The organism is Leptospira saintgironsiae (assembly GCF_002811765.1).
GTDB lineage: Bacteria > Spirochaetota > Leptospiria > Leptospirales > Leptospiraceae > Leptospira_B > Leptospira_B saintgironsiae.
Map to the genome: position 1 here is coordinate 253576 of NZ_NPDR01000005.1, position 16311 is coordinate 269886.

A 16311-nucleotide genomic window follows, 5' to 3' on the forward strand; every position below is an offset into this window, starting at 1 on the left:
TTAACTCAGCTTAAAACCGGTTAATCTTTCAAAACGGTTTCGGAGAGAATATTCTAAAAGTTTTCCTTCCGAAACCAAAAACGCAGATCGTTTTGCTCTAGTGATCGCAGTATATAAAATTTCTTTTTTGAATAGTTCTAGAGAGACTTCTTCTGCATTTAGATCTGCTGGGTCAGGCGGATAAATAATAAAAACGGAATCGTATTCCGAACCTTGGGACTTGTGAACTGTGATCGCAAATGCTGGTTCATGAGATGGAAGTGTATCCAATGCAAAATCTCGGATCTCTCCTTCTATAAAAAATAATGCTCTGAGTTCGCTTCCTCCATTTGGAGTTTGGATTTCTAAAACGAGACCGGTGTCCCCGTTATAAACTCCTCTCACTCTATCGTTTTTTGTAATCAGTATAGGAAGTCCCGAAAAATAAGTTTTGGTCCCGATCTGCACCGTTCCTTTTTTATGATGTAGAATTAGCTCCGTTAATTCTTTATTAATAAATTCACTTCCGAAAATCCCATTTCTAAGAATTGTAAGTATTTTAAATCGATTTAACTCTTTGTTTAAATATTCTTTTAACTCTTGAGGAGAATCCGGATTGGGGAGTTTGGAAAATATAGGTAGAATTTTATCTTCCGCAGTTCTTTTTAGAAATTCTTTCCATTCTTTTTTGTAATCCAATCGGATCTGATAAAAACCTTTTAGATCTTTGTTCCCAGAACCGGCGAAAATTGAATCTAATTGCAGAGATTTAGGAAGATTTTCTTGGAATTCTAATAAAGAAATATTATCTTTTACGCAAAGTTCTGCTGCTTTAGAAATAGAAGAAAATTCTTCTTCTTGTCTATGACTTGTTTTCAATTCTATTAGGTTTTCTGAATTTAAATTTTTTAAAGATTTTACCAGGTCGGATAAAACTGCTCCGGCTTCTACGCTAGGAAGCTGGTTTGGATCACCTAAAAGTATAAATCTAAAATTTTCGGAACCGATTGGTAAAGCTTCCATCAATCTGTACATCATATGTAAATCGACCATGGACACCTCGTCCAAGATGATAACTCGATAGGGTAGTGGAAAATTTTCGCCGTATTTATAAGTTCTTTTTCTAGGATTATATTCTAAAAGCCTATGTAAGGTAGAAGTTGGGATTTCAGAAATAGAATCATCTAATTCATTTTTCGTACGCAGATTTGAGATCGCATTTTCTAGGGATTCCTTTAATCTTTGGGCGGCTCTTCCCGTAGGTGCTGCAAGTCCGATCTGTTTAAAATTATAACCTAAACGTAAAAGTCCACGGATAACATTCGTTACTACTGTGGTTTTCCCCGTACCTGGTCCGCCTGTAAGAACAAAAAATGAATGCTGAAGTGCTTTTTCTAAAGCTTCTTTTTGTTCTCCTTCTCCACAAAGTATATATTCTTTATTTCCTTTTTTAATGGCGAGCGGATTGGTCGAGATGATCTCTTTTAAAACCTCTTGTACTTTTTCTGGTTTTGTAGAGGCACCGGTTTTAAGTAAATCCCCAAAACTTCTTTCAACCTCGGCTAGCTGGCCAAATACTTTAGAAAAATATAATAAATTGTCTCTTTTTTTGAATAAAATATCTGAAATTTTATCTTTTCCAGAGAATGGGACTGCAAGATTTCCTGTTTTAGATGCTTGGATTAACGAAAGATTCCAGGAAAATAAAACCTCATATGGAATTTCATTTGCATACGTTAAAAATTCCTTGGTAAGAAATCCTGCGTATTCCCTTTCTAAAATTGTTTCGAGGGATTCTTCTTTCATTCTTTTTCCACCGAAATTTTATTTTTCAAATCCAAGGTTTCTTTTATTTTTTCTTTTGAAACCTTCACGAATTCAGGATCTATATCTTGGTAAAAAATTCCTCTTCCTGGCCTGTTCGGATCCGTTCCTCTAAGGAATACAAAATACATTCCACCCAAAAGTTTAGGATCATATTCTTTTCCGTACTTGAACCTTAGCCAATCGTCAAGAACTACAGAATAGATTGCCATTTGCAAAGAATAAGATTCTTGGATTTTTTCTTTCAGATGAGATTCCGAATAAGGATCTTCTCCGAAATTTGAAGAAAGAAGGTTGGACTTCCAATCTAAGATCCAATATTTTCCTTCTGAAAGAAATATTAGATCCAAGGTTCCTTTTAATAAGTCAGAAGCACCAGTTTGTTCCGGGATTTTTAGAAAGAAATCCACCTCATGCTTTCTTTCTGCGGAAGAAATTTCTGAAAGTGAGATATTTTTTTCTGAGTGTGATAATGGGGTTTTGAGAGTGTTCCAAAACAATTCAGAAATTCTTTTAGCAAATAATTCCAATTGTTCGGAGCTATTTCCGTATCCATATGACTTTAGAATATTCTTATATGATTTTATATTACTTTCTGGGATTTGTTTTAATGATTTTGCATTTTGATAAATACTAAAATCTTCCGTTTCCAAAAGTTGGTGGAGCAAATTTCCCATTTTATTAGAAGAGGGGAGATCTTCTTCTTTTGATTCTTCAGGAGTTTCATCCGTTTTGAATGATTTTGTTTCAGAAACCTGAAACTGAAACCCTTCCGAATTAAAAAATGAATCTAAAGAGGAATAACTTTCGAGAATGATCTTTCTTTTTTCCGCTTTGTCTGGCCAAATTTCTATGGCCCGTAAAATTTCTGGTCCTTCTTCTTTTATTAGATTCGTTGTTAGACCGGATATGGTTTTATGATCTCTAATCCATTCCTGTTCATATTTCCCTTCTTCATTTTCCCAGAATCTGGAAACGGAAGAATCTTTGGGAAATTCAGCGACTGCAGCATGAAAAGATTTTCTGAATAATTCCAAGGGACGTTTTAGGTCCGGTTCTGCAAGTAATGGAAAATAAAATTTATACATTGCACGAGTCAAAGCTACGTAATACAATCTTTTGTCTTCGTTAATCGTATTAAAAACAGAATCCTCTTCCTTATTATTTTCTAAATCTATAATACGTTTATCGTCTTCTCTATACTCCGAGAATTTTTTTCTTTGTGTGCCCCAACCCGAAAATCCTCCAAATAAAAATACAATCGGAAATTCTAAACCTTTACAGGAATGGATAGTGAAAATTTTGACTCTGTCTTCTTCCGAATCTTTTTCTAAATAATCTTTTTCATCTTCTTTAGAAATCATTTTAGATTCTAAATATGTAATGAGCTCTCCTAAAGTCTGGTCTGATTTGGAAGCTCTTTCAGTTAAAAAGAAAAATATCTGTTTGAAGTTTGTGATCTTTCTTTCCCAATCTTGCCTGGATTCATCTGGAAGGGGAGAAGCTAATCTGCTTTCTGTTAGGATGGATCCAAATAGACCTGGAAAATCTTTTTTGCGGGAAAATTTTCTCCAGGTTTCCAAAAGTCTTTTTTCACCGGACTCAATGGGATATTCTTCATAATTTTGAAGATTTTCTGGACTCACGCAGAAAAGATCAGATATTAATAATTTATAAAATGAATCCCGGCTTCCTTCTTCATCCAAACATTGTAAGATCTCTCTTATTCTAATTGTTTCAGAAGACCCGAATAGCCCAGCTTGTTTGGGATAAGTGTAAGGAATCCCTCTTGCTTTGAATTGTTTTTTTAGGAATTCGGAGTCGTTTTCTCCTCGGACCAAAACTGAAATATCAGACCAACTCAGCTTTTCGGGAGAAGAATATCCTTCTTTTTTAATATAGATTTCTGACTTCTCGGCGACTAAATGAAGTATTTCTTCGGCTAAAAATTTAGAATATTGCTCTTTTAACCGATCCGCATTACTTTCCTTAGAAAGCGAGAATGCATTTAAGGCAGCACGATTACTTTTATCTGAATATAAAATTGCCTTTCCTGGAGTTTCAGGAGATTTAACATTTACATATTCTATTGGTAAAAATCCTGTTTCTCCAATAGGGAACCATTCTCCTTTTGCACTTCCAAAGATAGAATTATAGGAAGAAATTAGTTCAGGTAAAGATCTACGATTTGTATCTAATTCCGGATATACAATGGAAGAATCTGCAAATTTTCCGCCGGTATCAAATTCTCTTTTCGCAGCCAAATAAGTGCCTAAGTCTGCACCTCTAAAACCGTAAATGGACTGCTTTGCATCTCCGATCAGGAAAAGTTTTCCTTCAGTCTCTGCATTGCTGGATTTTTCTAAGAATAATATTCTGAAAATATTATATTGATCTGGATCTGTATCTTGAAATTCGTCTATGATCCCGAAACGAAAACGTTTTTGTAATTCAAATACTAATTCCGGATTTTTCTCTAAAGAATTAGAAAGTCCTAAGATCATATCCCCGTAGGTAATTGAATTTTCTTCCTCTTTGATCTTGACTGAGTCTTCCGCAATATCCTCTGCGAGAGAAACTAAGAAAGAAGAAAGAGAAGATCCTAAGCTACTTAAGTTTAAAGAAAGTTTTCGGATTTTTTCTCTTTCTAATGTATAAGAAAGATATCCTGACTCGGAAGTTGCGGTTTTTAATTCTTCGTCGGAAAGAAGAATAGACTCTACTCCAGAACTTTCTCCTCTTTTTAGATCTAGGATCTTTTTAAGAGCTAGTGTAAAAGGAAAAGGAGAAAATGGTTCAGAAGAATTTATAAGTTTTTTCAAAGAATCTTGAAATTCCAATTGTCGAGTAGAAAGAGCTTTGTACTTACTCGCGTTTATCTTTTTCTTAAAAGAATCTTGAAATTCTAAAAACTTAGGAAGAATGGATTGGATTTCCAAAAATACATTTATAATAGAACTGATCTCCGGAAATTTTTGAGGACGAGGAAGAAGCTGGATAGATTCAGGAGAAGAAACCTTCTTCACTGCAAGCCCAGATACAAAATTTTCCCAAGTGGTTCCTTGGAATCCGTCATTATAAAAACGATTCGCTTGTGAGAGTATAAATGGTAAAAGTTCTTTAGGATATTTTCCACTAAACTCGTTACGCATTCTTCTATACAATGCCTTGGATACTGCAGAAAATTCTTCCACAAGTTCCGAATTTTCCGAACTTCCTGATTCTAAAGAATATTCTTTTAAGATCTTATGTGCAAATCCATGAATAGTAGATATATAAGCCTGATCCAAACGAGAAGCTTGATTCAGAAAAAAATCTAGCTCCTTTGATTCTTCCTCACTGGGAGATTCAAGTTTTTCCAATTTAAGAATTGTATTCTTTAACTCAGCTCGGATCCTTCCTTTTAGTTCTGATGCCGCCTTATCAGTATAAGTAAGTACTAATATAGATTCTATACCGAAAGGAGTTTTATCCGAACCCAAAGAAGTTTTAAATGAATCTTTTAGGATTTTCAGAACCAGGAATACGATTGTATGGGTTTTTCCAGTGCCTGCAGAGGCTCCTATAAAACCGTTTTTGGTAATATCGATCTGATCTGCGAAAGAATTAGTTATAGGTTCTAATTTATTTTTCTGCATAAAAAACCTTCTCCAGAGGATAATAGAGTTTTAAGCAGAGGGAAAAATCCTTTTCACTTATATAATTTTGAGGGTAGGGCAACAGTCTGATGATCTCATCCAGATAAATTTCAGGATCGTACTGAACTGATTCTTGTGCCCAGGTTTTGTATTCCTCGGAGAGTAAATTTAAATTTTTAGGATCACTTAAATCAATTTCCGCTCTATCTGGAAAATCTTCCCAGATTCCAGGAGAAATTAAAGAAACAGATTGATCCAAAAATTCCTGCATTAAATCAGCGAGGAATTTTTTACGATATGTTTCTCCTCCTTCTCGATTCATACCGATAATGGTTGGCTTATCTCCATATCCGAAAATTGCAATAGCTGATCTTGGAGTGTTTTTCGAAGGGATAAGGTCCAGTAAAGATTGGATCAAGAATGGTTCTATTAAGTTTTTGAATTTTTTCTTAGAGTTCGGATATACAAGCACAAGGGTAGAAGAGTCGTCGGCTTCCTTTTTCAGGAATACATCTTCTTTCAAACCGGTTATACTAATTTTCATTCCATTCGAAATTTCTAATGGAATAATAGGCAAAGAAAGTAAATTCCCTTTTTTAGGCGATTCTCCGAAAGTAAATCCGGATAAAATTTCTACATCTGAAAGTACTTCAGAAACTGCTTCTGAAATTTTTCCCACTTTTTCTGATTTAGTTAAAAATTCAGTGTCTCCGTAAATTCCTCTGGGGATATTTCCTCTTTTCTCCCAAATCGAAAAAAGTCCTCCCAAAGAATTTTGGATCTCTTTTTCGGTCTTCTTCATAGAATAAGACCATAATTCTTTCATAAATTTGAAATTATCCGAAATCCGGAAAGGTTCTTCTGATGCAGTTTCGGATTCTGAAATTTCTTCCGAGTACAGTCCGAATTTTCTTTGTAAATGATAAGAGAGTGGAGATTTTGCAAATCGAACCAAATCATTCCAATCTATAGTCTCCAGATTTGGAGTTTCCTTTTTTATAGAAGGACTGGCCTGAAAATTCCCGAGAACTGTTTTACGATAATATTCTTTGTCTTCTTCTTTTCCATAAAGCAGAGAAGAAGAAAGATCGTAACTTTTACGGAACTTCTCCGCAAATTTTGCAGAAGGAGTTTCTTTTTGGATAAAATATTCTTTGCTATGTTTGTTTAATGGAATTTTGATCCTGACGGAAGTTTCAGGAGTTAATACATTCTCCTTCAAAGCTTGTTCAAGCAAAAGTAAGGAAGAAGAAGGAGCGATACTTTCGTCTTTTGTAATATCTTCCGCAACGAATGATAATACCAAACTTTGTTTTGCAGACAAAACTGTTTCATATAATAAGGACTGGTTTAATCCTCTTACATTTATATCCCCTTCTCTAGGAGCTAAATGTCTTAAATTGAATGCGGAAGTATCGTCAGTTCCGGGGAATAAACCTTCTCCCAATCCTAAAATATAAACATGTCTAAATGGGATCGGACGCATGGGCTGCAGAGAAGATACTGTAATTCCACCAGTTAGGTATTGGCCTTTTCTAACCTGGATTTCTCCTCCAGTTTGTTTAAAGAAAGCCTCTAAAAATTTAAGCCTATCCTTGAAACTTTTAGGGTCCCATTCGACAGATCTCAATTCATATAATGAATCTATAATATTTTGTTCTAATTCCACTTCGATAGGATTGGAAGAAGGAGAGGAAAATAATTCTCTGAGTAGTTCGGATAGAGAATCTATAATTTTTTCTCCAGAAGATTTTGGATCCGAAACAAGTGAGGAAAATTCTTCTAATAAATAAGATACACGTTTCCAAATTCCAATCCATATAGATGCGGAAAAACCCGATCCGGAATCGAAAGGGGAGACAGGAAGATCTTCCTCTTCTTCAGCCGATAATATATTTCCTGCGGCTAAACGTAAAAAACCTTTTCGAAAAGAGAATGCAAGTGCTTGTTCTTCTGACAAAGAATCATCTTGGTATAATTCTAAGTCGGCAGAAAGTTTTGCCCATTCTTCTACCCAAGATGGTTCGATATCCCATTTCGATTGAAAGCAAGGATTTCTAAGTAGTTTGAAAATATCTGCTCTGGATCTTTCCTTAGAGAGTAGAGTAAATAAAGAAAGTATCCCGCTGATATAGGCGCTTGTTTCTGAAGCGAGCACATCTCTTATACTATAAGGTAATGTTTTTACAGAACTGCCTGACTTCTCCGCAAGTTTTGCTTGTATACCACCTTCGAATACGAACTCTAATGCTGCTCTGTATTCGGAAAGGTCAGAACAGAATATCCCAAAATCGGTTAATTTAGTTTCTTTGGATTCAGATAAGATGGAAAGAATATGATGGAATACTGCTTCTACTTCTCGAACTTTTCCGGGTGCTTCTAAGATTTGTAAACTCTCATCCGGAAGTAATCTAGAGGAAGCTTTGTATTCTGATCGCCCGAGATATTCTTTGAATTCCGATAGAACTGTTTTTGTCTGTTTTTCTTTTTTAGTAGAATGTAAAAATTCCGCTCCAGAAATTTCCCAGGATTTTTTTAGAGAACGAAATGAGTTCGCCCAGTTTCTGCAAATCTGATTTCTTTCTGTTCCAGAAACTAGTTCTCCATCTGGAACTCCAAATTGAAAAACTTCTAAGTGAATTTCAGGAAGTAGATTTTGAAAAATAGCAATATATGTACTCGAAAGTTGAGACAATGCGAATAGATACACATTCTTAGCAGAATGTTTTTTAGCCTTAGACTCGAAGCTAAGATTTCGCATGGAATATTGGATCAAAGTTTCTTTAGAAGGATCAGAATTTGTTAGATAAGAATAAAGTTCTTTCTGAAAGAAAAAAATTTCTGATTGAGTTGCGACTTCTTCCCAGATATCTTCTCCAGGTAATCTTAGAAGCGAATATTTTTCTCCCAGCCAGTTTCGGATCCAATCCTGTCTGTGAAGTTCGTAATCCTTAAAATATTTTGCCAAACGTCCTGACAGATCCAAGAGCCTTACAGGATCTGGAGTTTTTCTCCCGGAAGGCAAAAGATAATTTTTAAGGATTGGATACCTTTGTAGAAATTCCTGATCTCGGAGCAAGGTCTCGTAGATTTGGAATTTTCTGGACTCTCCTTGGAGGAATGGCCTGGATTTTGGATCGATCTCGGGAGAAAATTTTTCGAGAAGTAGTTCTTCTAAAAACTTTTCCAAGAACAAAAATCTGATATTGAATACCACGCCAAACCTCTGGACAAGGTCCAGGTTCAACCAGGTCTCCATACTTTTGTTCGGGATGATTACCGTCGGAGAATAAAGCCCATCCTGCCTTGAAATCTCTTCTCTCAAGGATTCGGATAATGCTTCGGACAAGTCCGTAAGATTGTAGGAACTATGGACTCGTATGCTCATCTTCGATCGGTTCTACCAAAAATTCAGAAATTACGGACCGGTAAAACAAAGTTTTGGTCCGAGAGGGGAGCTCTTATAGGCTTATAAATCGCCAATTGGAAGACCTTTATCTAATGCGACATAATGCTGATTATCGGAAGTTGGGGAAGTGGTGGATTTGCCGGAGCCGATTTGATGGTTTTACGCTATTGCGTCTATTCAGCAAGAGACCGAAAGCTTGTGCTATTGCGCCTATGCATCGATCAAATTCATTCTGAAGAATGTCCTGGAGATTTTGTAGCAATATCGACGACGAACTTCCCGATTTTCTTTGTATACACAGTCTTGTATACAACAGCAGAAGATCAAACTCGATTGTATACGATATTAGTGTGCAGTATACCAAAATGGTCTCTGCTACAATATGTAGAAGCTACTACATTTAAAAAGTTCGTATACTTAATTTCTTTTGTATACAGACTTTGAAAAGTGAGCTGAGATTTCGGATATCCTTACTTAGAGATGGAGAATAATGCGGACTTACATTTTTCTCCCAAAAGATTTTTGTTCTCTTGGAGGCAACGGATAACAGCTGTTCCTCGATCGGAGCAGTACTTCTCCTTATCTTCTTTGCAAGCTTCCATTCTAGACTTTGCTTTTTCCCTGACTTCCTGTAGTAATTCTCTGCAGTCTTCAGAAAGATTTTCCTCATTCTTCTTCAAGCATGATAGAAGATCTCCTTTGGGACTTTCCTTACAGTATTTTTCTTTATCAGCACGACATTGGTCCAAGTGTGAGTGATTCGGTCCTTCTTCATGAGAGCTAACGGAAAAATTGAATAAGAAAAAAAGGCACAAATAAGCCGTAACTACTCTAATTCTGCCTTTATTTGAAGTTTTGAATAACATGATGACTAACCTTGGTTAAGACCTTACCAATTTTTGCTGGTTTCTTTTTTTCTGAAAGATAGAATTATATCTGAAGAGAAAAACCAAAGTCTAATAGATGTTAAAAAGAAGAAGGAGGTAAGACGTTACTATTCGTCGGAACTGAGACAGAAAAACGTAAATGTTTCAGACTTCGATTAATAATAATGGATCGTACACAAACTTTCGATCATATGATATTTCTGTATGAGGACGAGGTCATGCTAACTGCTTCTTGTAGTCCTTCGAGGGACAAACTTTGGAAGAGCATTTGAGTCTCGAAGTTGCTTAGTATACTTTAAAGGAGGTTTTGCGAATCTCTTCTGCATAGCGAGACCAGACGAAGAAGCTTTTTGTTTTTTCCTACCCTAATTTGAAAAAGAGTTTCGGTATTGGTCCAGGTAAGGAACACTATCCACCGACTAAAAAAGAAAATAACACCTGACGGTGCATTAGAAATCGCAAGGCAAGGATATGGATTACGAAAAGGAAAAAAAGAAACTCCTCTCTGCGAAAACGCCAGAGCAGTACATTGAATTTTCCATCAAATCAAAACTAGAAGGACCCAAGAAGTCAAGTATTACCACAGAATGGCTAAATAAATCTGGTTATACAATAGATGACATAAAATATGCAAGGAATAGGCATCCTTTTTGGAGAGAGAAAAGAAACAAAGGCTCTTACGAAAGAAACAGTCGTCGTCTAGAATACCATAACTACTATAAGACAGACGAGAAGATCGTTTGGGATGATGCCAAACTTTCCAAGTTTTACGACCTAAATCAGGAAGGAAATGCGGATCATGAGTTGGCTAGACTTTTCAAAACGTCCATTCCAGCTGTGAATCATATTCGCAGAAAATTCCGTTTTTCCACCATTCTATTAGAACTGGAAAAAAAGAAACCTAACAAGGCTGCGGTTATCAAGCTAAGCGGTCACTCTGAATCTGTTCTGAAACGTTTGATTAAGGAAAAGGGAAAAAAATAAACTTCCTGCCCGTCGATCTTTCTGAAAGACGGGCCTTGTCAATAAATTTCAGGAGAGAGTCTCCAAAAATATCCTTCCTAAAGACGACCACTCATCTATTTTATAAACTTTTACTGTACTTTATATTTTAGTAAAAAGTTGCGCGTCATCTGCCAGAGAGAATCTTGGAACTGATCATCCATGTATAAACAAATCAGCCGCTTTTCCATTTTACTTGTTCTGAGTATCTTCACTTCTTCCGTACTTTTTGCAGGACCAGTCCATGAATTTTTAAGTTCAGATTCTAAGTCCAAAACAAACCAAGAAGAAGAAGGTCCAAAACATCCTTCCGCACCTAAAAGAGAAATTCCTAGATCGGAAGAAACTTCTTCACCTTCTCCTAAGATAGAAGCGAAGGTTAAAAAAGAAAAAGAAGAATCTGTTGCTTCTGCTGAACCTTCTTCGCGTAAATCTAAACGTATAGAGCGCAGGAAAAAAGGGAAAACTAAGGTTTCTAAAAAGGATAAGCAAGAAACTAAAGAGAAAGAAAAAGAGACTGCTTCTAAGAAATACGAAAATTCTCTTCCTGGAATGTCTGAACTTCCTCCTAAAACGCAATACGATACGAATAGCCAAAACGCAAATGCAGAATTGGGACATGGAAAAGGGATCCCTGTTTTATGTTATCATCACCTGGTTGGGAACCAAGACCCAATGGGAGGATATAATTTAGATCCTAGCCTTTTAGAAGAACAGTTTAAATATCTTAAATCTATAGGCTACCAAACCATTAGTTTGGACCAATTCTATCAATACCAACAAGGTAAGGCTGGTTCTGATTTCCCTGCCCGTCCTGTTCTTTTAACGTTTGATGATGGTTCCTTAACTCATAGAGATGTGCTTGTTCCTCTACTTAAAAAATATGGGATGAGAGCTTCTGTTTTTATTTATCCTACTGTGATCTCCAATCCTAGATATAAATTTTATTTAAGTTGGGCGGCGTTGAAAGAAGCTTTGGACAGTGGAGTTTTGGATATAGGTTCTCATACAGTATACCATCCTAAATTACCTGCAATGTCTAGAGCTGAGATTCGAAGCCAGCTCAGAGATTCTAAAGCAACTTTGGAAGCAAAAACCGGAAGAAAGATCCAAGACCTGGCTTATCCATTCGGATTATTCGATGTACGAGTGATAGAAGAAGCTAAGGCTGCAGGTTATAGAATGGCTTTCACTGTAAACCCAGGGAAGAATGTTCCAGGAACGTACGCTTATACGATCCATAGATCCTTGGTGACTTGGGGAATGTCTCAGTCTAGATTTAATTCTATTTTAAGTGCTTCTCCACCTGTTAAGATCCAACTGGGAGTTTTGGATGGTTCTTGGGTAAAACCAGGAGATAGTTTTCCTGTTATAGTAGAAGGTCTAGACCCTAAGTCGGTGGCAATCAAGATCAGCGGGAAAGAAGGTATCATTCAAAGAAAGTCGAATACAGAATATATCATTAGAATTCCTGAATTCAAAAAGACTACTTATCCAGCTATGACTGTGATTGGCAAAACTCCTTCTGGCAAAAGAAGTGAAACTCAATTTTTATTTGTAAATAGAAAAGAGTTTAAAAAAGACCCTGACTAAAACTTACTTTCCGATAAATTTTTAGGTTTCCGAAAGTTCTAAAGTTATATTTTATCTAGAAGAACCGTCAAAATCGTATCGTTTCTACGAAAGTTTTTTGACATCTCTAGGTAGGTAAGAATATTTTCGGTATGCCAAAAGATTCCGAGACATTCGAAAGAATTAAAACATCCAGAACTCGGAATCGCCTTCCTCTTGTTTTATGGACGGTGTTGCTTTCTCTCGCCCTCCCCTATTCTTACTTTGCAGATCCTGTTCCAGACCAGGGTCCTGTACTTCGTTTAGATTCTCATTCTGCAGGCAAAATCCCTTTAAGGGAAGAGATCTCTTATTTCAAAGATACAGAAGGAAACCTTACCTGGGAAGATATCTCCGCAGCAGATTCCGAAGTTGAATTCAAAAAGAATACGGATAGAATGCCAAACTTCGGTTATGACTCTTCTCCTTATTGGCTTAAATTTTCTGTAGAAGCGGAAGAATCTCTTTCAGAAGAACGTTTTCTCACCTTAGAATATCCTCATATAGATTATGTAGATGTGTATTGGAAAGATTCTAAAGGGAGAGAAGGTGAATTCCATACCGGAGACATGCTTCCCTTTAAGGAAAGACCAATTGCAGAGAGATATTTTGTATTTCCTTTAACCTTAGAAGACAAGGGCAAGATAGAAGTTTTCATCCGGGTCAAGTCAGAAGGATCACTCACTCTTCCCCTTCATTTAGTTACTAAATCTCACCTGGAACATTCTTCTAGAATTTCCTTACTCATAGATGGTATCTATTTTGGCGCCCTCGGGGTAATGGTATTCTATAATTTTTTCTTATTTTTAGGGATCCGAGAAAAGACCTATATATATTACGTAATTTTAATTTTTGCGGCGACTTACTTTTTAATTATGAGTTCCGGATATGGTTTCTGGTTTTTGGTCCCGAATTCGCCTAAATTCGTGAATTCTTCCTTTATCATGGCGACTTGTATCGCGATGATATTTTTGGGCCTCTTCGCAGAAGAATATCTTCAGACCAGAAATACGTATCCGATCCTGCATATATTCATCCGAGGACTAACGATCATATGGTCCATTCTAACCGTTTTACCACTATTTGTAGCTTTAAAATACCTTCTTCCGTTTACAGCGATTCTTCCAATTTTGGAAATCCTCGTACTAATGATCATTTCATTGGTCCAAAGTCTTCGAAAAGATAGAAAGGCCAGAATTTTCTTAAGTGCATGGATGTTCAGTTTAATAGGAGTATTCATATTTTCACTGAATAGACTTGGACTTTTTGATTCAGAAGAGATCGCTTCCGGAACATTGAAGATCGGTGTTCTAAGTAACGTTATTCTTCTGTCTCTGGGACTTGTAGATAGGATCAACACATTCCAAAAGGAAAAAGAGGAATATAAGGAAAGAGCAGATAAACTATTTGAACTTTCTCTAATGGATCCTTTAACCGGGGTAGCTAACAGAAGGTTCTTTGACCAAGAATTAGAAAGAGAATGGAACCGTTCTGTCCGAACAGAAAGACCACTTTCTGTTTTAATGATAGATGTGGACTTCTTCAAGGCGTATAACGATACCTATGGTCATTTGAAAGGGGATCAAGTGCTCTTCCAAGTGGCTCAATCGTTAAAAGAATGTTTAAATCGTTCTTCTGATATGATCGCTAGATTTGGAGGAGAAGAATTCTCCGTTATTCTCCCTGATACCCCTGTTGAGGGTGCTATAGTAGTTGCCTTGAACATGTTACAGACAGTCGAAGATATGGGGATACCTCATTCAGAGAGTACCTTCACAAGAGTTACTGTTTCTATAGGTGTTTCTAGTAATACAGATCGTGATATTCATTCTTACCAAGAATTGCTTGGATTAGCTGATAAAAACCTATACGATTCCAAGGCATTTGGTCGAAATCATATACGTCATTGATCCTTTCTGAAACAATCGTTCGAGAAAGACATTCGGGAAAATCATGAAAATTTAATTTTTCCTGGACCCTTGGCCTAGTCGGGATTAAAATCGGTCCCCGCATGGAACCTCTCAAACTCCCCTTTCTAAATTCTCAGACATTATATTGGACTTTAAAGACTTCTACAGAATCTTTTAAAGAGCATCCGGCTCAATTCTTTAAACCGGATGGTAAAACTTATAAATCCATAAACTTTAAAGAGCTGGGTAATATAGTGACCAGGATCGGTTTGGGTCTTGTATCTATTGGAGTTAAAAAAGGAGAGAATGTAGGTTTGATCGCCGATTCCGGACATCGTTGGATTTGGGCGAGTATGGGAATTACAAATATTGGAAGTGTGGATGTACCTAGAGGAACCGACTCCACTCTCGAAGATTTGATCTATATCTTAAACCATTCAAAAGCAGAAGTTTGTTTTGCAGGTAATTCAGAAGTGGTTCGTAAGATCAGTTCTTCTGCTTCTTCGTTTCCTCATTTAAAAACAGTCATTTTATTCGAATCTTCTCATCATTCTGAACAAAGACATCCATTCAAACTTTTGCATCTAGATGATCTAATCTCTTTAGGAGACAGATGGATCCAAGAAAAAGGAGAATTAGAATTTCATTCTAGAGGAGAATCCATCCAAGAATCTGATCTAGCTACTATCGTTTATACTTCTGGGACAACAGGACGTCCTAAGGGAGTGATGTTAACTCATAGAAACATAATCTTTAATGTGAATATGTCTTTGGCATTGGACGATGTTCGTATCACTCCGGAAGATAGAACAATGGCTTACCTTCCACCTTGGCATATTGCAGAAAGATTGATTGAGACCGCATGTATTAGAGCAGGAGCTTCAGAAGCCTTTACTTCTATTTCCAGTTTGGGACAAGATCTGCAGGATATCAAACCTACTTTCCTTCTTTCTGTACCAAGAGTTTGGGAAAGTTTTTATAATAAGGTCCAAGATAAACTAAAGGATGCTTCTCCAGTTGCTAAATCTATTTTCAAAAGTTTCCAAGTAGTAGCAAATTCTTATTATAAATATAAGAGCAGACTTTTTGGTTTAGAGTTCGCTTTAAAACCTAGATCTTTCTTTGGAGAATTTTTCCATAGAATGGGCGGACTATTCGGAACATTATTCTGGTTTGTGCCTAATATTCTAGCTCAATTAGTATTTTCTAAAATACGAAAAAGCCTGGGTGGAAAATTAAAATTTGCCATCTCAGGAGCAGGAGCACTTCCAGAGTATATAGATAGATTTTTTAATTCTATAGGAATTCCAATCTTAGAAGGATACGGAATGACTGAGACTAGCGGAGCTTCTACCAGAAGAAGGTTAAATAAGATTACAGTTGGAACCCTGGGAAAATGTATCCCTGGTGTAGAGATCAAGATCTTAGATGAGAAGGGAGAAGAAATTCACGAGCCTGGGGTGAAAGGGATCGCTTGGCATAAAGGCGGTCATATCATGCAGGGATACTATTTAGATCCTGAAAAAACTGCGGAGACAATGAAGGACGGATGGTTGAATTCAGGGGACCTTCTTCTTTGGACCTCCCAAGGAGAATTAAAATACGCAGGAAGAGCTAAGGATACAATTGTACTTTTGGGTGGAGAAAATTTGGAACCTGAGCCAATCGAGTTCGCTCTTACTCAAAGTGAGTTGATCTTGCAGGCAATGATCGTAGGACATGACCAGAAAACGTTAAGTGCACTTTTGGTCCCGGATTGGGAAGTCTTAGACAAACAATTACGAGACTGGAAATCCAGATTATTACAAGAAATTGCTGATCCAAATTCTGATCCAGACGTCAGAGAATTGTTCAAAAAAGAGATTAAAGAGAGAGTTTCCTCTAAAAACGGTTTTAAAAATTTCGAAAAAGTATCTAATTTTTACCTTCTTCCGAAAAAATTCGAACCTGGAGACGAGTTGACCATGACTATGAAGGTGAAGAGGAACGTTGTCTCGGATAAATATAAGAATCAAATAGATGAATTATTCAGATAAAACTCCATTCGGCGT

The 16311-nt window shown here is 36.6% G+C and carries 8 protein-coding genes; 4 read left to right on the plus strand and 4 right to left on the minus strand.

Annotated features, from left to right (window positions below):
- The 4 genes from recD to CH362_RS19405 all read right to left on the minus strand — a co-directional run bounded on the left by recD (position 1) and on the right by CH362_RS19405 (position 9530).
- Positions 1-1785, minus strand: a complete 1785-nt coding sequence (gene recD / locus CH362_RS13365; protein ID WP_100710838.1) for an exodeoxyribonuclease V subunit alpha — start codon at positions 1783-1785, stop codon at positions 1-3.
- Positions 1782-5441, minus strand: coding sequence for a UvrD-helicase domain-containing protein (locus tag CH362_RS13370; protein WP_100710839.1), 3660 nt, complete (start codon positions 5439-5441; stop codon positions 1782-1784). The genes recD and CH362_RS13370 overlap by 4 nt, the downstream gene beginning before the upstream one ends.
- Complete coding sequence (locus CH362_RS13375) at positions 5428-8829, minus strand: exodeoxyribonuclease V subunit gamma (RefSeq protein ID WP_100710840.1); 3402 nt, start codon at positions 8827-8829, stop codon at positions 5428-5430. Before CH362_RS13375 ends, CH362_RS13370 begins: the two co-directional genes overlap by 14 nt.
- Before the next feature lie 491 nt (positions 8830-9320).
- Entirely contained in the window at positions 9321-9530 is a 210-nt protein-coding gene (locus tag CH362_RS19405) for a hypothetical protein (RefSeq protein WP_244280581.1), read from the minus strand.
- A gap of 678 nt (positions 9531-10208) precedes the next feature.
- On the opposite strand from CH362_RS19405, the gene CH362_RS13390 reads away from it, so the two are divergent.
- The 4 genes from CH362_RS13390 to CH362_RS13405 all read left to right on the plus strand — a co-directional run bounded on the left by CH362_RS13390 (position 10209) and on the right by CH362_RS13405 (position 16296).
- Positions 10209-10721 carry an LB099 family protein gene (locus tag CH362_RS13390; RefSeq protein ID WP_086445869.1) on the plus strand — a complete coding sequence of 171 codons (513 nt, stop codon included), beginning with the start codon at positions 10209-10211 and terminating at the stop codon, positions 10719-10721.
- A gap of 180 nt (positions 10722-10901) precedes the next feature.
- Positions 10902-12332 carry a polysaccharide deacetylase family protein gene (locus CH362_RS13395; RefSeq protein ID WP_100710843.1) on the plus strand — a complete coding sequence of 477 codons (1431 nt, stop codon included), beginning with the start codon at positions 10902-10904 and terminating at the stop codon, positions 12330-12332.
- Positions 12333-12463: 131 nt separating this feature from the next.
- Complete coding sequence (locus CH362_RS13400) at positions 12464-14260, plus strand: sensor domain-containing diguanylate cyclase (RefSeq protein ID WP_100710844.1); 1797 nt, start codon at positions 12464-12466, stop codon at positions 14258-14260.
- Between the two features lie 101 nt (positions 14261-14361).
- Positions 14362-16296 (plus strand): AMP-dependent synthetase/ligase, encoded by a 1935-nt coding sequence (locus CH362_RS13405; protein ID WP_100710845.1) that lies wholly within the window; start codon positions 14362-14364, stop codon positions 16294-16296.
- Positions 16297-16311 lie beyond the last annotated feature (15 nt).